This window comes from Aedoeadaptatus ivorii (assembly GCF_900638585.1).
GTDB lineage: Bacteria > Bacillota > Clostridia > Tissierellales > Peptoniphilaceae > Aedoeadaptatus > Aedoeadaptatus ivorii.
Genome location: NZ_LR134523.1, coordinates 163,302 through 189,199, shown reverse-complemented (window position 1 = coordinate 189,199; position 25,898 = coordinate 163,302). Strand labels below are relative to the sequence as shown.

Sequence of the window (25,898 nt, the reverse complement as noted above, 5' to 3'; positions counted from 1 at the left end):
TAGAGTCGGCCACAGGGCCGGCTCTTTTTGCATACAAAAAAGCCCGGAAACCCCGGGCTCTCATTTCTTATTCTTTCTTCTGCAATTCGCTTTCCGTTACCCATTTGTGGTTGCGCATGGTGCTGCCGTCGGGCATGGTGAGATCGACCATATAGACGTCGCTCTCTTCTACTGCATCGACGGTGGCCTTGGCGCCTTCCATGCCCTCCATATGCTTGGCGGTAAGGGTTACCTCGTCGCCGGCTTGGTACGGCGCATCGCCCGCGCCCTCGATTTCTTCGTGTACGACCCACTTGTGGTTCTTCACCGGGGCATTGTCTATGGTCGAGCGATAGCTCACTTCGTAGACATAACTATGGTACGCGCCCACCACAGTGCCTTTCGCACCCTCCATGCCTTTCATATGGTCGGCGGAGGAGACGATGTCGGTTCCCACCGGATAGGCGGGGTTTTCCGCTTCCTTCAGCCCCTCGGGCACTTCGCCCGATGCGTCGTGTGCCATATCGCCGTGGTCGTCCTCGACCGCCGGATCCGTCGCCGCGTCGTTATCCTTGACCGGCTGATTTTCAGCGGCGGTTTCCGTCACATTTGCCGTATTGGCGTTCTCGTCGTCTTTCGCTTCCGGCGCGTCGGCATTGCACGCCGTCAGAACCAGCGCCGCAGAAAGCGCGGTCGCCGTCAATATCTTTTTGTATCGCATGCTCTTCCTCCTCGTCGGTTCTCGTGGCGTCATCGTACGATAGAATGCGGCGGTATCATACACTTCCTCTTTCTGTTCGCAAACGTATGGCGTACATATGTATATAGTACCCGAATCTACATACAATAATCGCCGAGAAATCTTCCCACTAAAAAAGACCGTTCCCGCGAACGGCCTTTCTTATCCCCGGAGATACTGAACAAATCGCCATACAGAAAAGGCGAATGCCAGGATCAACAGGGCGGTAACGGCGTAGATGGCGAGGTTTAGCTTCGTAACGCCGCTATCGACTTTGGCTTCCTCTTGTACGGGCACCGCACTCTGTGGCGCTTGCGGCGCTTCTTCCGCCGGCGCCTCTTGGGACTCCTGTCGCACACAGTTGACCAACAGGCGCTTGGGCCGCGGCGGCCGCAGGGGATCGCAGGTCAGCAAGGTCAGGATATCCTGTCCTTCTCGCGGCTGCAGGGCGTCCCAGTCGCTGGGGTCGATCACCTCGGTATCGGCCACCACGTAGTGGAGTACCGTCCCGTTTCGCTCCACGGTGACGGAATCGCCCGCCTCGAGTTTGTGCAGATTCCAAAACATCAGATCCCGATACCAACCCCGGTGCCCGGCAATCACGCTGCGGCGCGATTCGCCCCCCACCGGGAGCGCCGTGCCGTCGATATGGGCGACGCCCTTGTCCAGATGCGCATACGACGCGTCCAGATAGATGGGCTTGGAGAGGTCGAGCTTGGGAATGTGCAGATAGGCAAACACCTTGTCGGGATGCGCCTTGTAAAACTCGTACTGCGCTTTATAGTTCTCGTTTAAGAAGGGATCAACGATATAATTCTCTTGCATACTGCGGTTGTAGGCGAGGATCCCTTCTTCCTCGTCGGGCGTCGGGGCCGCCGCCTGCTCGACATAGTGTCGGTACGCGCTCTTTTCCGTCAGTTGCCGGTAACTGATATGCCCGAAACCGTATAGGGGCAGGGCGATTCCCAACAAAATCAACAGATAGCCGATCACCACGGAAGCCTGTTTACGATTTTCGCTTCGCTTCATAATCCTTCAACCTCTTCTTCGCCTTTTGCATCTCTCTCCCATTATAGACGGCGAGAGCAGAAAGAACAATCACCGTGGGCACCAGGAACATCAGATAGTCCTTGTAGCTCAAATCCAATCCGAAGGGAGAAAGATCGTCCTCCGCCACCGGCGGCACATAGGGAATGCGGTGCCCCCGCACCAAATAACGGTGGGAATTGATCATATAGGGCGTGCAGGTCAAAAGCGTGGCATAGTCTTGCCCCGGTTCTACGAGAATCGGCTTAAAATCCCACGGTTCCACCACCTCGACATGGTCCACCTGATAGGCGAGCACCGTCTCGATATTGTGGATATAGAAAATATCGCCCTTTTTGACCTTATTCAGATTCCGAAACATCTTCGCCTTGGGGAGCCCCCGGTGGGCGGTGATCACCGTATGGGTGCTGTCGCCGCCGATGGGAAGACTCGTCCCCTCCAAGTGGCCCGCGCCCCGCTCCAGCACCGATTGCGACGTGCCGGCGTAGATCGGCAGATCCACCTTGATCGCGGGGATCTCTACGTGCCCCAGCTTTTCCTCTACCTCGAGCATACGGGCATAGGCGGCGATCCCTTCCTTTTCTATATCCGTATAGGGATCCGCCAAACGCGACGGGTCGAGGGTGCGGTTGTACGCCCGCGCCAGTTCCATCCGCTCAAAAATCTCCTGCTCGCTGAGGCGGCTGATCCCTTGGTTAAAGGCGGCGATCTCTTCCATCGCCTGCATCTGATAGTAGAAATTCGACACCACGGGATAGAGCATAATCAGAAAGCCCAAGAGAAAGAGCAGGACAAAGGGCCATTTCTTAGCGGTCTTCTTCATCGTCCGACTCCCCTCCGCGGTACCGATCCATCATGTCGCGAATCCGATCGCGGCGTTCGAGTGCATCGATCTGGCTCGCGATCTTCTTTCTTTCGCGCATAAAGTAGATGTTTAAGAGGATCAAAACCAATAGCATCGCCACCGCCGCGTAGAATGCGTAGCGGTACAACAGCGCCATGCGGTTGTCCTTCATCAGCTGCTGTTCTTCCAGCGGTTCATAGGGTACCCGATGCCCCCGCACCAAAAGACGGTTCGAGTTGATCATAATCGGCGTACAGGTCAAAAGCGTGGCGTAGTCGTGGCCCGGCACGATCAGCAGATCGCTGAAATTCGACGGTTCCACCACCTTCACCTGGTCCACCTGGTAGGCGAGGACTTCTTTCATATTGTGAATGAAGAACTTGTCCCCCGCCTCGAGTCGATCCAGATCCGTAAAGAGCCGCGCCGTGGGCAGGCCCCGGTGGGCGGTGATGACCGTGTGGGTGTAATTGCCGCCGATGGGAAGACTCGTTCCCTCCAAGTGGCCCGCCCCTTTGGCGAGCACCTCGTCGGATGTGCCGGCATAGATCGGAATGTCCGAATTGATGCGGGGAATGTTGATATGTCCCATTTGCTCCTTGATTTCGAGCATCTTCGCGTATTCCGCCTTCCCCTCCTCCTTCTTGTCGTCGGAATAGGGGTCGCCGGGAATATGGTTAAACAGCGAGGCATTGTAGGCCGCCGCCAGTTCCATGCGCCGGGCGATTTCCGCCTCGTCGAGCTCGGACTTGCCGCTCTCGAATTGGTCGATGTGCTCGTTCGACTGCACACGGTAGTATAGCTGCGAAAACTGGGGATAGAGCAGGATCAGAAATCCCAGAATAAATATGAAGATGAAGAACGCGTTGCTTTTTTTCTTTTTCTTCGTCATAGTACCTTTTCTCTCTGTATCAAGGGTGTCGTCGTGGTATGTCTCTCTTGTCATTCTAAGCGACGCTGAAGAATCTCAAGTAAGCTTCTGCGCGTCGTGTTGCCCCAATGCAAAGGGCACACAGCGCGGTTCGGCAAGGGCCTCCTCGCCCAACTTCCATAGGGAAAGAGATCCTTCGAATCGGGGCTTCGCCCCTCCCTCAGGATGACAAGGAGGGGAGGCACCCCCACCCTTGTCATTCTGAGCGGAGGGTAGCTGGTATAATGATTTTAGACACGGCCTTAGTTACCTCAGCAATTGTCATTCTGAGCGAGGAACCCTGTTCCGAGTCGAAGAATCTCGTTCACTAGAGGCAGTCCGCGTAGAAACCAAGGCCGAAACGCACGTTAAGACTTTTACCGTCAATTTGTCACGCAATAACTCTGGGAGATCCGTTCGACTCTGCTGCGCTCCGCTCAGGATGACAATGTTTATATCACGCCTCTTTGTCATTCTGAGCGAGGAATTTATTCCGAGTCGAAGAATCTCGTTCCCTAGAAAAAGTCTGCATAGAAGCCTCTCCCGAAACACACTCCCCCCGTTTCCCCCACAAAAAAACGGACGCGATGTGCGTCCGTTCATTTATGCCCCGTCGGGGGGAATGGGTCTGTCTTCCCATACTTCTCCTTCCCGATCGACGGTTTTGGAGGTGGTGAGTTGCAGATCGCTTTCGTAGAGGGGGATGAGGATGTTGGCGGTGTTGTAGCCGGCGGTGGGTTCTCCGGTGAGGGTGGCGTTGTCCGCACCTTTGTAGGCGAGGGCGACCATTTCGCCGGAGCTTGCGGTGCCGGGGCCGATTTGCACTTCGACGGGCACGTCGACGCTTTTTTTCTCTGCGCCGGAGATGTTCGCTTTTCCGATTTCCACATCGAGGGTCTGCTCGTGGCGATCGCGAAAGCGAAAGAGTACGCCGTCGTCGAGGGTGGCGGAAAGGCCGGCGAGCATGGGATACATATTGCCGCCGTCGTTGTCGGTGAGGTCGACGACGATGCGGCGATAGCCGCCGGCTTCGATGGCATCGCTTAGGATTTTTGCATAGATTTTTCCCTCGGCTGCAGTGCCCATAAAGCCGGGCAAGTGAAGAACAAGCACGTCGTCTTGTATTTTTGCCGTGGGCCGCTCGAAGGGGAGCTCTTCTACTTTTTCATGGGCGTAGTAGGCGGAGTGTTTGCCCCCGGCGACTTTTGCGGCGCGGTCGATGGCATCGTATACCGCTTCGCGGCTCTCGGCGGCCTCGGCCTCTTTCCGCAGGGTTTCTTTCGCCTGCTGCCACGCATCGCCCTCGGCATATAGGCCCTGCAGGTTCATGCAGTAGATGGCCTCTTCCGCCAGGGCGACGGGGCTCGGCGGGATAAGGTATAGGGGCCGTCCGGTCAAAAGGCGAATTTGGGTGCCGAAGAAGTGGAAGGCGGCGACGACGGCGAGGAGCAGTGCGACGACGAGAACGACAAGGATTTTGATTGCTTTTTTCATGGCCTTTCTCCTATTTTTCGTGCAGTACGAGTTCTTCGTAGGTCTTGCGCGTGCGGGCGTAGACGAGGAAGTAGTACGCCAGGTAGAAGAGATAGCTGAGTACGCAACAGAGCAGGAATGTCGCGCGGCCGTTGACGCCCATCAGCAGGATGGTGAGTATTTTTTCCACGGAGGGATAGGCGAAGATGCCGTGCACCAAAGCGAAGAGGACGGGCAGTATAAATACGGCGGAGATTTGGGTGCGGATGACTTGTTTCGCCTCTTTGTCGGTCATGCCCAGATCGCGAAGGATGGCAAAGCGCTTTTTGTCGGCATAGCCTTCGGAGAGTTGTTTGTAGTAGATGGAAAATCCCGTGGCGAGCAGAAAGCCCGCGCCCAGGCAAAAGCCGGTAAAGAAGATGGCGCCGTAGAGGGCGTAGAATTCGTTCATGGTCTCTTCGCGGTCGATCACGCGCAGGGGCAGTTTGTCGGGATCGTTCCGCAGTTTTTCGTAGGCGGAAAAGCGCGCCTCGCCCTCCACCTCTTCAAAGACGTAGTGGTATTCTACGCCCGCGCCATAGGCGGCGCCTTGATTGAACATTTGTCGCAGTTCCGTAAATACGGCTTCGTTCGCGGCGAGATAGAGCCCGTTTTTGCCCAGGGGCATCTCGGTCTGGGCGATGGCGTTTTTGTAGTCCCCCGCCGTACCGACGGTAAATCGGCGGTCGCCTACGACCACGTCTTCGACGGGGGTATCGCCCACGGCGAGGAGATCGACGTCGTCTCTGTCTTTGCGATCGCGCTCGTAGGAGAGGGCGAAGTTTTCGTAGCGGCTCAGCCGGTTCCAGTCCACGTCGTCTGCCACGGTCAGCGCATCGCCCGATCGGGTGACGGGCACGCTCAAAGAATCGATGTGGCGGCCCTTGCCCTTGAGGCCGGCGCGCGCTATGGCGGCATCGAGCTTTTCGTAGGCGGTATCGGCGTCTTGTATGCCGTCTTCGGCAAAGACGATAATCTCCGCCGGCGAGGGCCACTGCTTGGCGCCGATGGCTTCGGCCCCGTAGTAGAGGCTGGTGCCCGAGGCGCAGACCACGAGAAAGCAGGTGGAGAGGATGGCGATATTGGCGAGGCTCTTTCCGCTATACGACACGCGGTAGGCGAGGCCCGCCACGGCGGCGAAGTTCTTGGGTTTGAGATAGAATTTTTTGTTCTTCTTTAAGAGCCCGACGATGACGCCCACGAGAAAGGACAGCGCCCAGTAGGTACCGACGATGACAAAGGCGACGGCGATGAAAAAGCGCGGAATGGCGTTTAGGGGGTTGTCGGCGGAAAGGCTCAGATAGTAGCCGATGGCGATGCAGATGGCGCCCAGCACGCCGAAGAGTTTGGGAAAGCGGGGCTTCTTTTCCCCGGCGCGACTTTCGTCCATAATGGCGCGGATGCTCCCCCGCTTTATGCCGAGGACATAGACCAGGGCAAACACGAGCACAAAGCCCGCGATGACGAGGAGAATCCCCTGCGGCTGCGGAAACAGACCCACGGCGCCGATTTTGCTCTCGGTCTTTAAGGTCTTGATAAAAAATCCCAAAGACAGGCGGTAAAAGACCGATCCCAATATCGTGCCCAAAAGGATCACGGGGCCCGCGATAAAGAGCATTTCCCAGGCTTCGATCAAGCGCAGGTGTTTGCGCTCCATGCCCAGCACCAAGTAAAGCGCCTCTTCTTCCATGCGCTGTTTGCGAATAAATTTATAGCCACCGTCGAGGGCGAGCACGCCGAAGATCATGACGATAATGACGCCCAGCGTCAGAATCATAGACAGTTGGGTCATGCCGGCCATTTTTTGAAGCGCCGGCTCACCTACGATCGAGATCATGGTTAAAGCGAGGATAAAAAACAGGGTGCCCATGGCGATATAGGGGATATAGAGTTTTTTGTCGTGGCGGATGCCGTCCGCGGCCAGGCGCCGGTAGAGGGACTTAAACATCTCTCGATCCCCTCCCCAGCATCTGCATGGTGGCGGCGATCCGTTCTTCCGCTTCAAAATTGGTCGCATTGCCCTTATATAATTGATGGAAGATGACGCCGTCGCGGATAAAGAGCACGCGCTTGGCGCGGGATGCCGCCTTGACGGAGTGGGTGACCATCAGGATGGTCTGCCCCGCGGCGTGGATTTCCTCGAAGGTCTCCAGCAGTTCGCGAGACGCGTGGGAATCCAGCGCACCGGTGGGCTCGTCGGCGAGCAGGATCTCGGGTTCGGTGACGAGCGCCCGGCAGATGGCGGCACGCTGTTGCTGCCCGCCCGAGATCTCGTAGGGGTATTTGTCCAACAGATCCGCAATTCCCAAACGCCGCGCGAGGGGCGCGAGTTTTTCTTCCATCTGCCGCGGCGCTTCTTCGCGAAGCACCAGGGGCAGGAGTATGTTTTCTTTTACGGTAAAGGTATCGAGCAGGTGAAAGTCCTGGAACACAAAGCCCAAGTTTTCCCGGCGGAATTTCGCCATCTCCTTTTCGGGAATGCGGGCGAGGTCTTTGTCCTTTAAGAGGATGGTGCCCGCGGTGGGAGTATCCAAGAGGGCGAGGAGATTTAAGAGGGTGGATTTTCCGCTTCCGCTCTCGCCCATAATGGCGATAAATTCCCCCGCTTCCACCGAAAAGTTTACGTCCTTTAGCGCTTCGGTGGATTGTAGGGAGAATCGGGTTTTATATACTTTTTTCAGATGTTGTACTTGTAGCAGCATTTTTCTTACCTCCTGCTACCAGTCTACAAGAGGACGCGGGCGGGATCCCTCGATTTGCGTGACATTTTGGCGACCGTAGGTGACAATTTCGTCATATGGATCCCGCTTCGCCCTCCGTCACCGCCGAGAGGTCGAAGTCGACGGCAGTGCCCGCCCCCGCTTCGGAGCGCACGGAGACGAGGATGTTCAGCTCTTTGGCGACGCGGTGCACCAGGTAGAGCCCCAGGCCCGTGGAGCGATCCTGTATGCGCCCGTTTTTTCCGGTAAAGCCCCGCTCGAAAAGTCGCGGCAGGTCTTCGGGGGCGATGCCGATCCCCTCGTCGGCTACGGTGAGCACGCCCCCGTCGCAGCCGATGCGAATGGCGCCGCGCGCCGCGTATTTGATGGCGTTGGAAAGCACCTGCTCGAACATAAAGCAGAACCACTTGCGGTCGGTGACGATGCGCAGATCCCCCGCGTTCAGCACGATTTCGCTCCCCGCGGCGGCCGCGGCGGCGCGGTATTTGCGGACGCTCTCTGCGACGAGTTCGGCCACGGACTCTGTGCGGAATACATAGTCGGTACTGTCGGATTCCAGCCGGTAATAGCCCAAGAGCGAATCGACGTAATTTTCCATGCGAAAGACCTCGGCGAGCATCTCCTCGGGTTCGGCGTCTTCGTCGGGAATCAAGAGGCGCAGGGCAAACAGCGGACTCTTGAGCTGGTGGCTCCACACGGTCATATATTCCCGGGTGTGGCGGGCGCGCGCCTCGTCGGCTTCTTGCACGGCCTCGCGCTCGGCTTCGAGGGCGCGGATTTTTTTCTCTACGTCTTTCGCCGCCGTCTTTTCGGGCGGAGCGCCCAGGATCTCTGCCAGCGCCTCCCGGCGTCCGCTGTAATCGAGGTAGCGCAAGATGCCGAACAGGCAAAAGCCCGCGGCGAGGATCACCGCGGTATATAGAAACTCGGCGCGGGGCATATAGAGCCTCGTCGCCGCGAGTACGACGAGTGCGGTCGCCAAAAAGGCGAAAAGACCCCGCTTTTCTTCATAGAGAAAGTTACGGAACATAGTAGCCCACGCCCTTTTTGGTGCGGATGATCTCGGGACGATCGAGTTCCCGCAGTTTTTTGCGAAGCCGCATAATGTTCACCGTCAGCGTATTGTCGTCGACGAAATCGTCCCGATCCCAAATCGCCTCGATAATCTCGTCGCGGCTTACGATCTTGCCGGCGTTTTTTACGAGAAATTCCAGGATGCGGTATTCGTTTTTCGTCAGCGCCCGCACCCCCTCTTCGGCGTGGATCTCCATGCGATCGGCGTCCAGGGCGATCCCCTCATAGACGAGCGCCCGCTCCGGCTCGCCGTAGTCGTAGGCGCGGCGCAAGAGCGCGGCGATCTTCGCCTGCAACAGCGCCGGGTCGTAGGGCTTTACGATATAGTCGTCGGCGCCCATCTCCATCGCCATCAGCATATTCATATTTTCTCCTTGGGCGGAAAGAAAGACGATGGGCACATCCGACACTTCGCGAATGGTTTTGCACCAATGGTAGCCGTTGTAGTACGGCAGGCCCACGTCCATCAACACGATATGGGGCTTGTAGGCACAAAACGCCTCGTACACGCGCGTAAAGTCGGCGGGAACTTCTACGTCGTAGCCCCATCCCCTAAGATATTTCGCGATCTGTCTCGCGATGATCTTGTCGTCTTCCACAAAAAAAATGCGCCGATTCACGATATCACCTCGAAGGTATTGTATCATCAATCGACGCATCGTATACAGTTTTACTTTCCCGCGCCCTCCGCCCGGCGGGCGTCTTTGGCGAGGGCATCGTTGGCGAATTTGTTTTCGTCCGCCTGCGAGAGCATCAGCTTAATCCGGTTGGTCTGGTTGACCGCCGATGCCGAGGCGTCGAAGTCGATGGGGATGATATTCGCCATGGGATATGCCTCCCGAATCGACTTGATGACGCCCTTGCCGGTGATGTGGTTGGGCAGGCAGCCGAAGGGTTGCACGCAGACGATATTGCCCGCGCCGGAACGGATGAGTTCCACCATTTCGGCGGTGAGGAGCCAGCCTTCGCCGTATTGGTTGCCCAGGTCGACAAATTCCTCGGCATAGGCCATTAAGGTGTCGACATCCACCGGTTCCTCGTAGCGGGTGGGCCGCAGCAATTCGCGCACGATGTTGCGGTAGCTGTCCACATAGCCCACGGCGAGATCGGTCAAAAATGCCGACATGGCCGAGGTGCCGTAGCGCGCCCTTTTGATGCGCGCGTTCTTAAAGGAGTAGAGCATAAAGTCGGTGAGATCCGGCACCACCACCTCGGCGCCTTCCGCCTCGATCTGCTTCTGCACGTGGTTGTTCGCCTCAGGCAGGTACTTGACGAGGATTTCGCCGACGATGCCGACTTTGGGTTTTACCGCATCGGAGACCTCGAGCGCCTCGAATTCCGCGATCATATGCCGTACGTTCTCGGTAAATTCCCGGCGGGAATAGGTGAGATCCGAAGCGAGGAGCCCCAGCCAGCGGTCGGTGAGAATCCGCTCGCTTCCCTTGATCTTTTCGTAAGGGCGGGTGGCGTTGGAGAGCCGCATCAAGAGGTCGCCGTAGAGCAGGCACTGCACCGCCTTTTTGCCGATGCGCGCCAGCTGTCGCTTGCCGAAGGTAAAGCCCGGGTGGCGCTCGATGCCCTGAAACGACGCGCCCAGAACGGGAATGTGCCCGTATCCCGCGTCGGCGAGAGCCCTTCGAATAAAGCCAACGTAGTTGCTCGCCCGGCAGGCGCCCCCGGTCTGCGACATTAAAAGCGTTAGGCGGTCGGTGTCGTAGCGGCCGCTCTTAACCGCCTCCATAAACTGCCCCACGACGAAGATCGACGGGTAGCAGGCGTCGTTGTTGACGTATTTGAGCCCCTCGTCCACCACATAGGCGGAAAGATTGGGCAGTACCTCCACATTGAAGCCCTCGCCCCGCAGCATGGGCTCCAAGATCTTGAAGTGGAGCGGCGCCATTTGGGGAATGAGGATGGTGTGGGTTTCCCGCATTTCCTCGGTAAAGAGGACGGGATCGTCGTAGATCGATTCCATTTCCTTTTCGACGGTGCGATTTTCTACCGCTTGGATCAACGAGCGCAGGCGAATGCGCGCGGCGCCCAGGTTGTTTACCTCGTCGATCTTTAAGACGGTGTAGATCTTGCCGTAGGCGTCCAGGATCTCGTGCACCTGGTCGGTGGTGACGGCGTCGATGCCGCAACCGAAGGAGTTCAGCTGCACCAGTTCCAGGTGTTCGCTCTCGCCGACGATCTTCGCCGCCCGGTACAGGCGGGAATGGTAGTTCCACTGGTCGAGGACCCGCAACTTGTCGTCGAGGACCTCTTCTTCTACCACGGCGTCTTCGCTGAGTACGGCGAGGCCCAGACCGGTGATCATCTCGGGCATACCGTGATTGATCTCGGGGTCGATATGGTAGGGCCTGCCGGCGAGTACGATCCCCACCGTGTCGGTCTCTTCGAGAAAACGCAGGGCCTTTATGCCTTCGTTGCGCACGTCGTCCCGGTAGCGCGCCTGTTCGGCATAGGCGGCGCTTACGGCGGATCGGATCTCGCCTTCGGGAATGCCGACAAAGACCTCCGCCAAGCGGCGCACCAGCTTGGAGCGGTTGTCGAAGGAGAGGAAGGGATTCAGGTATTCTACGTCTTCCTTCGCAAGGCTCTCGACATTGTTGCCGATGACCTCGCTATAGCCGGCGACCACCGGGCAGTTGAGGGTGTTATCGGCGTTTTCGAGCTTCTTTTCTTCGTAAAAGATCGAGGGATAAAAGATCCGCCGGATCCCCCGCTCCACCAAATCCTCTACGTGCCCGTGGGCGATTTTCGCCGGGTAGCAGGCGGTTTCGGAGGTGATGGACTCGAGCCCCTTTTCGTACAGGGTGCGCGAGGAGGTGGCGGAGAGTTCCACCCGAAAGCCCAGGCGGGTAAAGAAGGTATGCCAGAAGGGATAGTTTTCGTACATATTGAGCACCCGGGGAATGCCCACGGTGCCCCGGTATGCCGCCGATTCTTCGAGGCTGTCGTAGTCGAAGACGCGCGCCAGCTTATAGGCATAGAGATTGGGGAGCGCGTCGGAATCGTCGCGTACGATGCCCGCCCCGCGTTCGCAACGGTTGCCGGTGATATAGCGGGTTCCGTCGGCAAAGAGATGCACCGAAAGGGCGCAGTTGTTGGTGCACTGGCCGCAGCGGGCGTGTTTGGTTTCGTAGCGGAAGGCTTCGAGCTTTTCGCGCGAGAGCAGGCGGCTTTTTTCGCCGCCCCTTTCTTTGGCGATAAGGGCCATGCCCACCGCGCCCATGGTGCCGCTCATACCGGGGCGCACCACTTCGCGTTCGGTGATCTTTTCGAAGGCGCGCAGAACCGCATCGCTATAAAAGGTGCCGCCCTGTACGACGATATTTTTGCCCAAGCGCCGGGGATCGCGCACCTTGATGACCTTTTGGATGGCGTTTCGAATGACGGAATAGGCGAGCCCGGCGGAGATGTCGGCGACGCTCGCGCCCTCTTTCTGCGCCTGTTTCACCTTGGAGTTCATAAAAACCGTACAGCGGCTGCCGAGATCCACTGGGGCGCGGCTCTTTAGCGCCACATCGGCAAAGTCCTCGACGGAGTATTCGACGCCCTTGGCAAAGGTCTCGAGGAAGGATCCGCAGCCGGAGGAGCACGCCTCGTTTAAGAGGATCGACTCGATCACATCGCCCGATACCTTCATCGCCTTCATATCCTGGCCGCCGATGTCCAGGATAAAGTCGACCTCGGGTTGAAAGAAGCGCGCGGCGCGGAAGTGGGCGATGGTCTCCACTTCCCCGCAGTCGACGTGAAAGGCCGCCTTGATAAAGTCCTCCCCGTAGCCGGTCACGCCGGAGGAGGCGATATAGCTGTCCGCGGGTATGCGGTCGTAGAGTTTGAGGAGATAGCCCCGCACCATTTCGAGGGGCGATCCGTTGTTGGAACCGTAGGCTTCGTAGAGCACCTCGTCGTCTTTCGAGAGCGCCACCACTTTGGTGGTGGTGGAACCGGCGTCGATCCCCAAATAGATGGGCCCTTTATAGCGCTCGAGATCCCGCCGGGGCAGATCGTTTCCGGCGTGACGCTTTTGGAAGGCTTCGAGTTCCGCCTCGTCGGCAAAGAGCGGCGAAAGGAGCGCGTCCTCGTCGACATGCACTTCTTCGGCCTTCCCCAGCCGGGCATAGAGGCGCATCATCGAGACGGGGTCGTTGTCGACGCTCGAAAGCGCCGCCCCCAAGGCGACGAAGAGCTGCCCGTCTTCGGGGGCGAAGATCTCATCGTCGGCAAGCCCCAGCGTCTCGACAAAGCGTGCCTTCAGCTGGTCGAGGAAGTGAAGGGGCCCGCCCAAAAAGGCGACCTTGCCGCGAATGGGCCGGCCGCAGGCGAGGTTGGAAATGGTCTGATTGACCACCGACTGAAAGACCGATGCCGCGATGTCCGCGCGGGTCGCGCCCTGGTTGACGAGCGCCTGCACGTCGGTCTTGGCAAAGACCCCGCAGCGGGAGGCGATGGGGTAGATCTTTTTGTGCGCCTTCGCCAGCTCGTTCATGCCGGCGGCGTCGGTCTTCAACAGCGATGCCATTTGGTCGATAAAGGCGCCGGTTCCGCCGGCGCAGATGCTGTTCATGCGCTGTTCCAAACTGCCGCTCAGATAGGTGATCTTGGAATCCTCGCCGCCGAGTTCGATGGCGACGTCGCTTTCGGGCAGAAAGGTGGAGATGGCTCTGGTGCCCGCCACGACTTCCTGCACAAAGGGGATCTCCAACATTTCGGCGACGGCGATGCCGCCGCTGCCGGTGACGCTTACGGTCATGCGGTCGTATTTATAGCGATCGTACACCGCGGTAAGCACCTCGGTGACGGTCTTTTTCATATCGGAATAATGCCTTTGATAAGTCGAATACAGAATCTCGCGGTCGCCGTTTAAGACGACGAGTTTCACCGTCGTCGATCCGACGTCCAATCCCATATGGAGTAGCATCGAAAACCTTCTTTCATCCTGACTATTTTGCTGTTTCGCTTGTAAGTGATTATAACATTATCCGCATAAATTTACATCTTTCTTCTTATTAATGCCCCCGGTTTCTTCTGCCGAGATGTCGCCCCTTGGGCGGCCGCAAGAAAAAAGCGACCTCTCGGTCGCTTTTCGGCAAATACAGGGGGTGTTACGCGTTCTTTTTGTCTTCGCGGATCTTTTCGAAGGAATCCATAATGGCATCGGCCAGGCCTTCGAGTTCTTTGTCCGTGGAGTCGTTCAAGGAGGATGCGATAGAAACCTCGCCCGAGAGTACGTCCATCAGCTTCATCTTTTCGTCGAGGAATTCTTCCATTTCGCCGGCGGCTTGGGGCGCCCAGCTGCCGTTTTCGATGATGCCGACGGTCCGGTTTTGCAGATTGAGCATGCGGATTTCGTTCAGGAAGTTGTGCATCACGGGATACATTTCCAAGTTGTAGGTAACCGATGCCAATACGATATGGCTGTACTTAAAGGCTTCGGATACCAGATAGCTGACGTGGGTGTCGGATACGTCGTACATTTGGACATTGGTCATGCCGCGCTTGCAGAGCTTGGTCGCCAAAGTTTGGGCGGCGTACTCGGTATTGCCGTACATGGAGGCGTAGACGATGAGTACCCCTTCTTCTTCGGGCTCGTAGCGGGACCATTTGTCGTATTTGTCGATAAAGTAGCCGAGGTCTTCTCTCCAGACCGGACCGTGCAGCGGGCAGATCATCTTGATGTCGATGGTGCTCGCTTTTTTGAGCAAATCTTGTACGAAAGAGCCGTACTTGCCAACGATATTGGTGAGGTATCTGCGGGCGTCGTCGAGCCAGTCGCGGTCGAAGTTGACTTCGTCGGCGAAGAGCTTGCCGTCGAGGGCGCCGAAGGTACCGAAGGCGTCGGCGGAAAAGAGCACGCCGTTGGTCGTATCAAAGCTCACCATCGCCTCGGGCCAGTGCACCATGGGTGCGGCGACCCAGGTGATTTCGTGCTTGCCGAAACTCATGGCATCGCCTTCTGCCACTTCGATCTCCTTGCCGTCGATGGCAAAGCCGAACTGGCGCATCATCATAAACGCTCGTTCGTTGGAGATGACCTTGGCGTTGGGGTAGCGCATCAGCACTTCGTCCAAAGACGCGGCGTGGTCGGGCTCCAAGTGGTTGATGATGATATAGTCCAGATCTTTGCCGTCGAGAACGTGTTCGATATTATTCAAAAACTCGCGGCATACCGCCCAGTCGACGGTGTCGAAGAGGACGGTTTTTTCGTCCATCAACAGATAGGAGTTGTAGCTTACGCCCCGGGGAATGGGGTGAATATTTTCGAACAGGTGGAGCCTATGGTCGTTGGCCCCCACCCAGTACAGGTCTTCGGTTATATTTCTTACGGTATACATTGTCATCCTCCTAGATTGTTTATTCAAAGACGCGGTCTTCGGGGAACTCTACCTTGATAAAGCTTTCCTTGCCTTCCCCGCATTTGGGGCAGATATACTCTTCGGGCAGCTTGTCGAAGGGCGTACCGGGTTCGATTTCGTTTTCTTCGTCCCCTTCTTCGGGATTGTATTCGTAGCCGCAGCCCTTGCAAGTGTAGATGTCTTCTCTCGGGGCGGTCTTTCTGGGTTTTTGTCGCTTCATCTTGACCATTTCGGGCGCGGGATCCTTGCCTTCGGTGCCCAGCTCTTCGATGATCAGGGGCGCAATCTCTTCGATGTCGCCGACGATGCCGTAGTCGCAGTTCTTGAAGATGCTCGCGTTGGAGGCATTGTTGATGGCGACGATGGTGGCCGCATCTTTAATGCCCTTCAAGTGTTGGCCCGCACCGGAGATGCCCGCTGCCACATAGAGGTTGCCGGCGAATTTTTGACCGGACATACCGACGTAGCGGTTTAAGGGTAGAATCTTGTCGGTCTCGGCGACGGGACGGGACGCGCCGATGGCGGCGCCGAATGCCCGGGCGAGGTCCTTGGCGAGTTCGACATTGCCGTCGAAGCCCTTACCCATAGAGACCACGCGTTCCGCATCGATAATCGGCGTGTCGAGGTCGATGCCAACGCTGAAGTCGTAGCCGTCTTTCTTCAGCGCGTCGATCAGTCTCTTTACATTTTCGCGTTGGTCTTCGCTGTCGAAGATTTCCTTTTTGCGGTCGCCCGTGATGGGGCCCTTGCCCGACTTCTTCGAAGAACGTCCGCCACCGCCGCTCTTGGCGATCTTTCCGATGATATAGGCGGCGATGACCACGCGTTGAATTTCGTTGGTGCCTTCGTAGATCGTGGTGATCTTGGCGTCGCGATAAGCGCGTTCCACTTCCATACCCTTCATATAGCCGCTGCCGCCGTAGATTTGGAGGGCGTCGTTTACGACTTCGAGGGCGATTTCGGAGGCGTACATCTTGGCCTCTGCCGCCTGCAGACCGTAGCGTTCGCCATTGGTCTTCATTTCGGCCGCGCGGTATACCAAAAGGCGCGCCGCGTCGATCTTGGTATACATTTCGGCGAGCTTAAAGGAAATCGCCTGTTGTGCCGCAATGGGTTGGCCGAACTGTTCGCGTTCCTTGGCGTATTCCAGCGCCTTTTCGTAAGCGCCTTGGGCGATCCCCAGTGCCTGTGCCGCGATGCCGATTCGACCGCCGTCGAGGGTGCTCATGGCGATATTAAAGCCCTTGCCCTCTTTGCCGAGGAGATTTTCCTTGGGGACCTTTACATTGTTAAAGTGGAGTTCCGCCGTGGTGGAAGAACGGATCCCCAATTTGTCATAGTGGTCGGAGAAGGTAAAGCCTTCCATGCCCTTTTCTACGATAAACGCACTGATACCGTGGGTGCCGATGTCCGGGGTGGTCACCGCAAATACGATATAAGTATCAGCTGCCGGTGCATTGGTGATAAAAATCTTCTGACCGTTTAAGATATAGTGGTCGCCCTGGAGCACCGCCGTGGTCTCGGTTCCCCCGGCGTCACTGCCCGCGTTGGTCTCCGTCAGGCCGAATGCGCCCACGTGTTCGCCCTTGGCGAGGGGGATCAGGTATTTTTGTTTTTGTTCTTCGGTTCCGTAGTGGTCGATGGGGTAGGTGCCCAAAGACGTGTGGGCGGAGAGAATGACCCCGACCCCGCCGTCGACGCGAGAAAGCTCTTCTACGGCGATGGCATAAGAAATTACATCGTCGCCGGCGCCGCCGTATTCTTCGGCGGTCGGCAGACCCATAATGCCCAGCTCGCCCATCTGTGCGACGATATCTTCCGGATACTTGTTTTCTTTGTCGAGCTCAAAGGCGACGGGGGCAACTACGGTTTCGGCGAATTCGCGCACTTTTTTACGTAGCGCCTCATGCGCCTCGGTGGTTTTGAATAACATGTTTTCCTCCTTGCAATCCATTTCACGACTACAATTCCCTGCGGCGGCTCGCGGACGAAATTACAGCGGCCATTAACCGCACCACTTCAGTATAGTTTACTATAGCACAAGCATTTGGGGGTGTAAAGACCATCGCGTCGCGATCTATAAGGTTTTCCTTAAAATTTTCGGCGCGACAAAAACTCCCTGTAATTTCTGTATTACGAGTTTACCCCGGAAGAACGATTTTAAGCAAAAACACATCTGCATTTACGCGATAGAATCAGTTTCTGTTCTATTCCCGTCGCGAAGTCCTTCTCCGAGGCCTGCGATACAAAATATACCCGAAATGGTAAGAATACATCGCCCTTTTCTCATCTTTTCCCAATCATTCGTCAAATAGATGGCATTTTCCCGAGATAGATAATTATTATAGAATACAAAAACCCGCCGAGTTCCCTCGACGGGTTTTTGTATTCTTCCCTACGGCATCAAATACTCTCGCAGTGCCGCGTAGGACTTCTCGTTTGCCCTATCCTTTGTGACCATTCCCCGATGCACGAGGACATCGCCCGCAACTTCATAAGAAAAGTGCCCGCCCGCTGCGGTATAGACCGTAATGCGATCTTCCCAGCCGTCGCTCGGCGCGTAGGTGGCGCTTCCCCGATAGCCGTTTACAATTTCGCGCATCGCATCAATATAGTCGGCGCCGGTATATACCATCTTTACGCCGAGCTTCCGCGCGCTCTCCACTTCGATCTTCTCGATCTCATAGGCGTTAAAGTAGACGGGTCTCACGATATTTTTCCCCTTATACAGCGCTTCGCCGCGACGGAGAACGTGCGAGAGATCGTTCGCCGTAAGGGGCGCATCCGGCTGAATCTCTCCCTTTCCATTGCCGATAAATAAGCCTTCTCTTTGTGCCCAGGCCAAGGGGATCTTATAGGGGATTTCAATCTTTTCGTAATCCTTAAAGTCGAAATTCGGATCCTGCTTTATATCGGGCGTTTCGCTTAGGCGATTAAATAGGCCGTACAGGACATAGATTCCCTCGATTCTCGAGACCGGATCTTCGGCAGAGATATCGTCTTTCGCCAAAGAAAGCGCCTTGAGCCAGCTCAACCCCTCGCCTTCTTTTCGATCTTTCGCCATCTTTTGGATCTCGGTGTTTTCTTCCTCGTATACCAAATTATAGAGAATCTGCCCGAAATCTCCGTAGGTCAGGGACTGCCCGTCATCCTTTACCTCTGTATTTCGAAGCAAGTGTTGCCGCCGTGCGCCGTCCGTACCCTCCCCGGCGGTTGTGCCCTTGGCCTCGGCAAAATGTGCGGGGAGCAGCAGGGCAAAAATCGCGATCATCAAAGCAAAACGGTTTGTCTTCATACAACTCCTCCTAAAATAATGTCTATCTATCTCCCCATAGTTATATCAGAACAGGATTGTTATTCCGATGTGTCTCTATAGAAAGATAGTGCTCAGCTTGCTCGAAACGACAGAATAGGAAGCATCCCAATTTTTACTATACACTTCGGTTTTTTGGCCGTAGTTCTTATTTCTCGACTTCTACGGTCTTTAATACCTCTACGACTTTTTCAGTTGCATCTTTATACGAACGGGTCAACTCCACGTCTTCGTGATTATAGTTGACATCACCGACGGTATAGAACACTAGGTATTTGCCGTCGATCTCTCCTAAGATATAGCTTACGGTTTCCGTATCCACCGCTTCTGTTAACACAAAGTTACCGATAAATCCGTCATAGTCTCCTTCTGCCTCATAATTCTTTTTATCGAAGAGGAGGATGCCCGTCGTGGTATTTTTACAGACGAAGGTGTCTTCCAGTGCTTTCGGGATCACAAATTTATAGCCGTCGCTGACGGAGATCTTTTCGCCTTTTTCTGCTTTTACGTGGGGCAAGGTTCCAAACTGGGCGATGCGGTGCTTACTGTCCCATTTGACTTCTTTACCCAATGCTTCGCCCACAAATCGCATGGGCAAATAGGTGCGGTCGCCTTCGATAAAGGGAGCGACGTCCATTTTCTTGTTTTCTTTTCCCGCGACATATGCCTTTTTGCCGATGGTCATGGCGAGCGTCTTTTCGCCGTCTTTTACGGTGACGACTCTCTTCTCGGCGTTCCAATCCACCGTATAGCCCAGGGATTCCGCAATATAGCGCAGGGGTAGGCAGATGCGATCGTCCTTTACGATCGGGTGCGCGCCCTCTTCGGCCTGAATGCTCTTTCCCTCTAAGAATATGTGCATATTCGGCGCCGATTGGGCGAATACGCCGGTAGACAGAAAGCAACAGAGTACGGCGAGTACAATCGATTTTTTCATTTTACACCTCTTCTATGAATAATTAGTAAGTATACGAAACCGGAAAGCCATTCCCGCGGGAATACACTTTCCGGCTCCTGTGAATATTGTAACACCCCCCGCGATTTTTCGAGCTTTTATTGCGAATGCGAGTGTTTTTTTATTCTTCCGCCTCGATGACGACGAAGTTTCTGGGCCCCAAGATCTGCCCCAGGTAGAAGCGCTTGTCCGCCGCGCCTTGTTCCATAAAGCGCCAGCGGGTTTTGGGATAGAGCCAGTGGGTGATGTCTTTGGGCGCGTCGGTGACGTTGATAAAGATGCGCTTGTCGCCGTTTTCGAGGACGACAAAACCCGCCTCGCGGTGCAGGAAGCTGTGTTTCGAAAGGTCGAGTTCTTTTCGAAGGGCGATCAGATCGGCGACGTAGTCCGAAAGATGGGATTTTTTGACGAGTTCGTGCCAATGGAGCACCACATTGTCCAGCGGGCCGTTGTAGGGATTGTCCTTGTAGCGGCGGCGCAAAAATTCGTCGGCGGCGTGAAAGAGCACCGGCCCCGGCGTGATCATAAGCACCGCAAAGGCGAGTTTCATGGTGCGCTCTTTCTCTTCCTCGGAGGCATCTTGCATGGCGGCATCCAAAAAGTCGCCGAGTACGAGGTCGTCGTGGCAAGAGAAGTAGGCGAGATTGTGCCGGTGCTTGCCCTCGCCCATCAGCACCTGTTCGAGATAGGGCTGCGCGTCGACGTCTCCGCCGATCCAGCCGATCTCCTTAGAATAGCTGTCGCCCCGAAGGCCGTTGCGGTAGGCGTCGTCGAAGAAATGCATTTCGCGCGAGTCTGTATTTAACCGCAGGGCGGGATCGAGGGCGGTCTCGGCGGCAGTCCAGGGCTCGCCGTACAAAAGGGTGGCGGGGTTGGTCTCGCGGGCCTCCTCTTCGATCTTCGATAGGGTGTCGGAATCGGTGAGGGCGGCGAGGTCGAAGCGGAAGCCGTCTACGCCGAGCTTTTGCATATAGCGTACGGAGTCGCGAATCAGCTGCCCGGTGGCTACGTCTTCGCTCGCGATCTCGGTGCCGGTGCCGCTCCCGTCCGAGAGGTTGCCGTCTTTTCGGTAGCGGATACAGGCGGGGTTGAGCCGCGCCATATCGGATTTTTCGCCCAGATAGAGGTGGTTGTAGACCACGTCGAGGACGATGCCGATGTCCGCCCCGTGGGCCGACTCGATCAAGTGGGACAGCCCTTCGATCGCCGAGACGGGATCGGCGGGGTCGGTGGCGTAGCTGTTTTCCAGGGCGAAATAATGGTCGGGATCGTAGCCCCAGTTGTAGTTGTCGGCGTCGTATTTCGACGCCTTCTGTTCCCATACGCTGATGTAGTTCATAACGGGCATAAGGTGAATATAATCCACCCCCAGCGCCTTTAGGTGGTCGAAGCCGACGGGGGTATCGGCGATTTGCACCCCCGCCTGAGCCGCGCCGAGGAAGGTGCCCGCCAGCGCGTCTTCGATGCCGTCGAGGGTAAAGTCCTTGACGTGGAGTTCGCAGATGACGGGGTGGGCGGGACGCGCGATATAGTCGTCTCGGTAAAAGCGCTCGATCTCATCAAAGGCGTAGCCGCGCCGTCCGTTCAGCGAAAGCGCCTTGGCATAGGGGTCGACGATCTCGAATTCGGCGGCGCCGAAATTGTAGTAGACGGGCAGGCGCTCCATGGGAATCTGTACCTTAAAGATCTCGCCCTCTTTTTTCATGGGGATTTTCTCCCGCGAAAGGGATAGCGCGTCGGGATAGAGGTAGAGAAACACCTCGTCGAAGGCGGGGGCGTAGACGTGGAATTCGTAGCCGATCCCCCCTTCGCCCTCGGTCTCGTCGCGACGGGAACGGGCGAAGGCCACGGGGTCGACCTCGACTGTGGTTTCGATCGCCATACGCCCGTAAAAGTCCTCGAGAAAGGGATCGTCGGTAACGAAGAGATCGGGTAGAAAGTCGACGGGAATGACCTTGATCTTATGCCGGGTCCTTAGGTCGAGATTGATCTCGGGATCGGCGCGGTCTTCCAGGCAAAAGACGATGTCGGGAATGTCCCATTGGGGCCGTTCGGTGAGGGCCTCGAAGATCTTTCGAATGTCCTCCCACATTTCGCCGGCGAGATTGCCGTCGGTGCCGATAAATACGCCCCGGGGATTGGGGAAGTTGAGGTCTTTGTTGTAGGCGCTCTTTCGGTTTTCGGCGATCTCTTTACGATACGCCGCCGCGACGGCATCCATCGCTTCTTCCCATTCTTTCTGCAGAGGGCCGAAGTCGACGCATTCTCTAAAATCCGCGTCGGTGCCCGAAAGGATTTCCACGAGGCGCGCATCGTCGATGTCCTCGTCGGGCGCCTCGTAGAGCAGAAAGACCTTGTTGCGAATCCACGCCTCGGCGTCGTCCTTTTCGTAGCCGTACTCGTCGTACAGAATGCGCAGAATCTCCGCCACCAGAGCGCGGGCGGGATAGTCGAAGGCGACGACAATCTCGGGTTCTTCTTCGGCAAAGACCTCCGAAAGGGCGATCCGCAGGTTTTCGACGGTGCTTTTGCTCTCGTAGACATAATCCTCGCCGCGGTATGCGTAGCCGAAGGCGGAAAAGCCCTCGCCATCTACGGCTCGAATGCCGCCGAGATAGGGAAATTCGCCGGGACGGTGGTAATAGGCGCGAAAGTCGCCTTCCATGGCCTCGAGCACGGCGATCTTTTTTTCCGCCGAGAGACCGGGGGCGTTTTTGCGGAAGGTTCCCCTTCCCATGAGACAGTGTTTCAACGGGTTTTCCTCCTGATCTCCTTATACAATTCGCGATAGGCGTTGGCGGCGCGCTGCCAGCCGAAGTCCTGTCGCATGGCGCTTTTTCGATGTATGTGGTCTATGGGGGCGTAGTACTCGTCCTTCGCCTTTTGCATGGCGGCGAGCAGGGCGCGGGCGTCGATGTCGTAAAATACGTAGCCGCCGCCGCGTCCCGCCTCGTCAAAGGGAACGACCGTATCTTTCAGTCCCCCGGTGGCACGAACGATGGGTATGTTGCCGTAGGTCATGGCGACCATTTGGGAAAGACCGGAGGGCTCGGTTACGGACGGCACCAGAAAAAAGTCTCCGGCGGCGTAGATCCTGTGACTTTCGTCGTTGTCGAAGAATATATTCGCCGAGGCGTTCTCCCGTCTTTCGCATATACTTCTGAAACTCCATTGAATGCGTTCCTCCCCTGTGCCCAAAACCAGAAATTGTACGTCCTCGTCCAAAAATTCGTCCAAAATCTCGAGTATCAGATCCATCCCCTTCAGGGGGTCCAGGCGGCTGATCACCGTAAAGAGCGGCACGTCGCGCTCGGGCAGGCCGTATCTTTTTTGTACGTCGCGCTTGTTTTCGATCTTTTTGTCCAAGCTGTCGGGCCCGTAGTTCGCCGCGAGGAGCGGGTCGCGCTCGGGATCGTATTCGTCGGTGTCGATGCCGTTTTGAATGCCGTAGACCTTTTCCTTGTGGTACTCGATCAACCCCGCCAACTCCTTGCCGTAGAAGGGATCCCGCAGTTCTCGGGCGTAGGTCTCGGAGACGGTGGTGACGCCGTCGGCGAATTGAATCCCCGCCTTCATCATATTTATGCCGTCGTAAAAGCGCACCCCCTCCTCGGTAAAGTAGCGGCTGTGGAGGTCGGTGTAGCGGAATACGTCCGCGTCGAAATAGCCCTGGTAGTTGATATTGTGGATGGTAAAGATGGTGCGGATCTTACGGTAGCGCGCATCCCCCGCCGCAAAGTCCTTGATGTAGAGGGGCACCAACCCCGTATGCCAGTCGTTGGCGTGCACGATGTCGGGTTCGATTTCGAGATAGCGGATCAGCGAGGCGCACGCCTTCGAGAAAAAGGCGAAGCGATAGCCGTCGTCCTCGTAGCCATAGAGCGCCGTGCGCCGAAAGAAGCTCTCGTTGTCGATAAAATAGTAATCGACGCCCGCCTCCCGCAGGTGAAAGACGCCCATATAGATCCGCTCGGCGTGCATTTTTACATAATCGTAGCCGATATATTCCATCTCGCGGCGAAACCGCTCTTCGATATGCCCGTAGAGGGGAAGCACCACGTAAATCTTGTCGTACGATTTTTTGATCGCCTTGGGCAAGGCCGCCATAACATCGGCAAGTCCACCCGTTTTTACAAAGGGGTGGACTTCCGAGGCGCAGTAGAAAAATTTCATTCGTCCGCCTCAATCCTTTGGTTTTTCTGGAGTACATAGGGCTGCTGTGCGGAGCCGATCAGATGCTCGCCCTCTCCCACCGTGACGAATTTGTCGAGGATGGAATTGACGACGACGGCATCTTTTCTGATGCAACATTTCTGCATAATAATGGAGTTTTTGACCGTGGCGCCCGCTTCGATGGTAACACCCCGAAAGATCAGCGAGTTTTCCACCGATCCGTAGATCACGGAGCCGTTGGCGAGGAGACTGTTTTTTACCGACCCGTTCTGCGTGTAGAAGCTGGAGGGCTCGTCCTTGGTCTTGGTGTAGATCTTTCCGCCCCGGTAGAACACCTCTTCGTAGTGTTCGGGGTCTAAGAGGCGCATATTGGCGTCGTAGTAATTTTTAATATTGTTGATGACGTCGAAGAAGCCGTCGTATTTGTAGCCGATAATCTCGAATTTTTGTCGGTACTTAAAGAGCGCATCTTCCATGGTGGACACGTCGCCCCGCTCCATAGAGAGGCGCACGAGTTTGCGAAAGGCGTCTTTCTTTAAGAGGATCAGATTCATGTAGAGATTGACGTCGACGTCGCTCCCGTAGTGGTAGCCGAGGTTTTCCAAATGCTCCTCTTCGTCGAAAAAGAGCCGCTGCATGCCGATGTATTCCATATCGGCGTCGTGTACGGGGCGGTAGACCACCGCCGCATCGGCCCCCGACGATCGAAAGGTCGCCTGCAGGCCGCTGAGGTCGACTTTGTTCAAAATGCCTGATCGGTAGTAGAGCACATTTTCCTCGCGGCTCCTTTCGAAGAAGTCCGCCGTCGACTTAAACTCCGCCATCTCGCCGTATTTATTGATGGCATCTTCCGACACCGTGGGCGGAAAGAGAAACAGGCCGTTAAAGCGCCGGTTCAGATTCCACGGCGCCCCCATGGCGAGGTGGTCCATATGGGAGCGGATCTTCTTGCCGGGATAGATGGCGACGGTGCGTATGCCGTGGTCGGTCATATTGGAGAGCGGAAAGTCCAAAAAGCGATAGCGACAGCCGTAAGGCAGCATCGAAATATTTCGCGACTGGGTCAGGCTGCCGAAGGCCGAATCGTCGTAGGTGGGGGCGATCACCCCGAGGGTCGTTAGCATAATTACCTCCTATTCCTCTGTAATGCCGTCTTCGGAGATCAGACTGACGCGCTCGCCATCGCCGATGCGCGTGCCGCTTTCGATGGTCAGGTTTTCCATGACGATGGCATTTTCCACCCGCGCGCCGCTTTTGATGACGACATTGGACTGCACGACGGAGTTGACGACCTCCGCGCCCTCTTCGATGGTCACATTGGAAAAGAGAACGCTCTTTATCACGGTACCGTAAATGCGACAGGCTTCGTTGATCAGCGCCTCGGAGATATGGGCGTTTTTTCCGATGCGGTGAGGCGGCAGGTTCAGGTTGTTGGTGTAGATGCGCCAGTCGTTTTCGAAGATGTCGAGGTCGTTGTAGGGGTTCAGCAGGTCGAGATTGCTCTCCCAATAGCTCCGCACGGTCCCCACGTCTTTCCAATAGCCCTTAAACAGAAAGGCGTGCATATCCTTGCCGTCGGCGAGCATCTTGGGGAGGATGTTTTTGCCGAAGTCGTGGTCGCTCGCCTCGTCCCGCTCGTCTTCGATCAGGTATTTTCTGAGTACATTCCAGGTGAATACATAGATCCCCATAGAGGCCATATTGTTCTTGGGATGGGCGGGCTTTTCGTCGAATTCCACGATCCGGCCGTTCTCGCCCAAGTTTACGATGCCGAAGCGGCTCGCATCTTCCCAAGGCACTTCGATGACCGATATGGTGCAGTCCGCCTTGTTTTCCTTATGGGCGCGCACCATCTTCATGTAGTTCATCTTGTAGATATGGTCGCCCGAGAGGATCACCACATAGGTGGGATCCATCGAGTCGATATAGTCCAGATTCTCGTAGATGGCATTGGCGGTGCCGGTAAACCAGCGCCCCCCTTCTTCCGATGCGAAGGGCGAGAGGATCTTCATGCCCACCGGAGAGCGGTTGTAGTCCCAGGGCTCGCCGATCCCCAAGTGCTCGTTGAGCTGCAGGGGCTTGTACTGGGTCAGGATGGCGATATTCGATACGCCCGAGTTCGCCGCATTGGACAGGGCGAAGTCGATAATGCGGTATTTGCCGCCATAGGGTACGGCGGGCTTGGCGGTATGTTTGGTGAGATTCTTGAGTCTGGAGCCCTGGCCGCCGGCGAGGAGCATGGCCAGAACTTCGGTTCGGTTTCCCATAGTGCC

General features: G+C 56.4%; 18 protein-coding genes. All 18 read right to left on the bottom strand.

Annotation, left to right across the window (positions count from 1 at the left end; translation table 11 throughout):
• Positions 1-67 precede the first annotated feature (67 nt).
• The gene (locus EL294_RS00910) at positions 68-700 is read right to left on the bottom strand and encodes a YdhK family protein (protein ID WP_126464660.1); all 633 of its coding nucleotides are present in this window, start codon (positions 698-700) and stop codon (positions 68-70) included.
• Between the two features lie 180 nt (positions 701-880).
• Positions 881-1,747 carry a class C sortase gene (locus EL294_RS00905; protein ID WP_126464659.1) on the bottom strand — a complete coding sequence of 289 codons (867 nt, stop codon included), beginning with the start codon at positions 1,745-1,747 and terminating at the stop codon, positions 881-883.
• Entirely contained in the window at positions 1,725-2,588 is an 864-nt protein-coding gene (locus EL294_RS00900; RefSeq protein ID WP_126464658.1) for a class C sortase, read from the bottom strand. Before EL294_RS00900 ends, EL294_RS00905 begins: the two co-directional genes overlap by 23 nt.
• Positions 2,572-3,498, bottom strand: a complete 927-nt coding sequence (locus EL294_RS00895; RefSeq protein WP_126464657.1) for a class C sortase — start codon at positions 3,496-3,498, stop codon at positions 2,572-2,574. The genes EL294_RS00900 and EL294_RS00895 overlap by 17 nt, the downstream gene beginning before the upstream one ends.
• 621 nt (positions 3,499-4,119) lie before the next feature.
• Positions 4,120-5,010 carry a S41 family peptidase gene (locus EL294_RS00890; protein WP_126464656.1) on the bottom strand — a complete coding sequence of 297 codons (891 nt, stop codon included), beginning with the start codon at positions 5,008-5,010 and terminating at the stop codon, positions 4,120-4,122.
• A gap of 10 nt (positions 5,011-5,020) precedes the next feature.
• Positions 5,021-6,976, bottom strand: coding sequence for an FtsX-like permease family protein (locus EL294_RS00885; protein ID WP_164715165.1), 1,956 nt, complete (start codon positions 6,974-6,976; stop codon positions 5,021-5,023).
• Positions 6,969-7,730, bottom strand: coding sequence for an ABC transporter ATP-binding protein (locus EL294_RS00880; RefSeq protein ID WP_126464654.1), 762 nt, complete (start codon positions 7,728-7,730; stop codon positions 6,969-6,971). The genes EL294_RS00885 and EL294_RS00880 overlap by 8 nt, the downstream gene beginning before the upstream one ends.
• A 91-nt stretch (positions 7,731-7,821) precedes the next feature.
• Entirely contained in the window at positions 7,822-8,778 is a 957-nt protein-coding gene (locus EL294_RS00875) for a sensor histidine kinase (RefSeq protein WP_126464653.1), read from the bottom strand.
• Positions 8,768-9,442, bottom strand: coding sequence for a response regulator transcription factor (locus EL294_RS00870; RefSeq protein WP_232006484.1), 675 nt, complete (start codon positions 9,440-9,442; stop codon positions 8,768-8,770). Before EL294_RS00870 ends, EL294_RS00875 begins: the two co-directional genes overlap by 11 nt.
• Positions 9,443-9,492: 50 nt before the next feature.
• Positions 9,493-13,749, bottom strand: a complete 4,257-nt coding sequence (locus EL294_RS00865) for an acyl-CoA dehydratase activase-related protein (protein WP_126464652.1) — start codon at positions 13,747-13,749, stop codon at positions 9,493-9,495.
• 184 nt (positions 13,750-13,933) lie between these two features.
• Positions 13,934-15,163 carry an FprA family A-type flavoprotein gene (locus tag EL294_RS00860; RefSeq protein ID WP_126464651.1) on the bottom strand — a complete coding sequence of 410 codons (1,230 nt, stop codon included), beginning with the start codon at positions 15,161-15,163 and terminating at the stop codon, positions 13,934-13,936.
• Between the two features lie 19 nt (positions 15,164-15,182).
• Entirely contained in the window at positions 15,183-17,117 is a 1,935-nt protein-coding gene (locus EL294_RS00855; RefSeq protein WP_126464650.1) for an acyl-CoA dehydrogenase family protein, read from the bottom strand.
• A 462-nt stretch (positions 17,118-17,579) separates the two neighbouring features.
• The gene (locus EL294_RS00850) at positions 17,580-18,479 is read right to left on the bottom strand and encodes an S-layer homology domain-containing protein (RefSeq protein WP_126464649.1); all 900 of its coding nucleotides are present in this window, start codon (positions 18,477-18,479) and stop codon (positions 17,580-17,582) included.
• Between the two features lie 166 nt (positions 18,480-18,645).
• On the bottom strand, positions 18,646-19,434 hold the full coding sequence (locus EL294_RS00845) for a copper amine oxidase N-terminal domain-containing protein (protein WP_126464648.1): 789 nt from the start codon (positions 19,432-19,434) through the stop codon (positions 18,646-18,648).
• A gap of 139 nt (positions 19,435-19,573) precedes the next feature.
• Positions 19,574-22,204: an alpha-amylase family glycosyl hydrolase gene (locus tag EL294_RS00840; RefSeq protein WP_126464647.1), complete on the bottom strand. Its 2,631-nt coding sequence runs from the start codon at positions 22,202-22,204 to the stop codon at positions 19,574-19,576.
• Positions 22,201-23,625 (bottom strand): glycogen synthase, encoded by a 1,425-nt coding sequence (locus EL294_RS00835; RefSeq protein WP_126464646.1) that lies wholly within the window; start codon positions 23,623-23,625, stop codon positions 22,201-22,203. Before EL294_RS00835 ends, EL294_RS00840 begins: the two co-directional genes overlap by 4 nt.
• Positions 23,622-24,749: a glucose-1-phosphate adenylyltransferase subunit GlgD gene (glgD, locus tag EL294_RS00830; RefSeq protein ID WP_126464645.1), complete on the bottom strand. Its 1,128-nt coding sequence runs from the start codon at positions 24,747-24,749 to the stop codon at positions 23,622-23,624. The genes EL294_RS00835 and glgD overlap by 4 nt, the downstream gene beginning before the upstream one ends.
• A 9-nt stretch (positions 24,750-24,758) precedes the next feature.
• Positions 24,759-25,892, bottom strand: a complete 1,134-nt coding sequence (locus EL294_RS00825) for a glucose-1-phosphate adenylyltransferase (RefSeq protein WP_126464644.1) — start codon at positions 25,890-25,892, stop codon at positions 24,759-24,761.
• Positions 25,893-25,898: the final 6 nt, after the last annotated feature.

Bases quoted from the DNA above. Each gene is read 5' to 3' on its own strand.
- EL294_RS00910 (WP_126464660.1), bottom strand. From the start codon at position 700: ATGCGATACAAAAAGATATTGACGGCGACCGCGCTTTCTGCGGCGCTG.
- EL294_RS00905 (WP_126464659.1), bottom strand. From the start codon at position 1,747: ATGAAGCGAAGCGAAAATCGTAAACAGGCTTCCGTGGTGATCGGCTAT.
- EL294_RS00900 (WP_126464658.1), bottom strand. From the start codon at position 2,588: ATGAAGAAGACCGCTAAGAAATGGCCCTTTGTCCTGCTCTTTCTCTTG.
- EL294_RS00895 (WP_126464657.1), bottom strand. From the start codon at position 3,498: ATGACGAAGAAAAAGAAAAAAAGCAACGCGTTCTTCATCTTCATATTT.
- EL294_RS00890 (WP_126464656.1), bottom strand. From the start codon at position 5,010: ATGAAAAAAGCAATCAAAATCCTTGTCGTTCTCGTCGTCGCACTGCTC.
- EL294_RS00885 (WP_164715165.1), bottom strand. From the start codon at position 6,976: ATGTTTAAGTCCCTCTACCGGCGCCTGGCCGCGGACGGCATCCGCCAC.
- EL294_RS00880 (WP_126464654.1), bottom strand. From the start codon at position 7,730: ATGCTGCTACAAGTACAACATCTGAAAAAAGTATATAAAACCCGATTC.
- EL294_RS00875 (WP_126464653.1), bottom strand. From the start codon at position 8,778: ATGTTCCGTAACTTTCTCTATGAAGAAAAGCGGGGTCTTTTCGCCTTT.
- EL294_RS00865 (WP_126464652.1), bottom strand. From the start codon at position 13,749: ATGCTACTCCATATGGGATTGGACGTCGGATCGACGACGGTGAAACTC.
- EL294_RS00860 (WP_126464651.1), bottom strand. From the start codon at position 15,163: ATGTATACCGTAAGAAATATAACCGAAGACCTGTACTGGGTGGGGGCC.
- EL294_RS00855 (WP_126464650.1), bottom strand. From the start codon at position 17,117: ATGTTATTCAAAACCACCGAGGCGCATGAGGCGCTACGTAAAAAAGTG.
- EL294_RS00850 (WP_126464649.1), bottom strand. From the start codon at position 18,479: ATGAAGACAAACCGTTTTGCTTTGATGATCGCGATTTTTGCCCTGCTG.
- EL294_RS00845 (WP_126464648.1), bottom strand. From the start codon at position 19,434: ATGAAAAAATCGATTGTACTCGCCGTACTCTGTTGCTTTCTGTCTACC.
- EL294_RS00835 (WP_126464646.1), bottom strand. From the start codon at position 23,625: ATGAAATTTTTCTACTGCGCCTCGGAAGTCCACCCCTTTGTAAAAACG.
- glgD (WP_126464645.1), bottom strand. From the start codon at position 24,749: ATGCTAACGACCCTCGGGGTGATCGCCCCCACCTACGACGATTCGGCC.
- EL294_RS00825 (WP_126464644.1), bottom strand. From the start codon at position 25,892: ATGGGAAACCGAACCGAAGTTCTGGCCATGCTCCTCGCCGGCGGCCAG.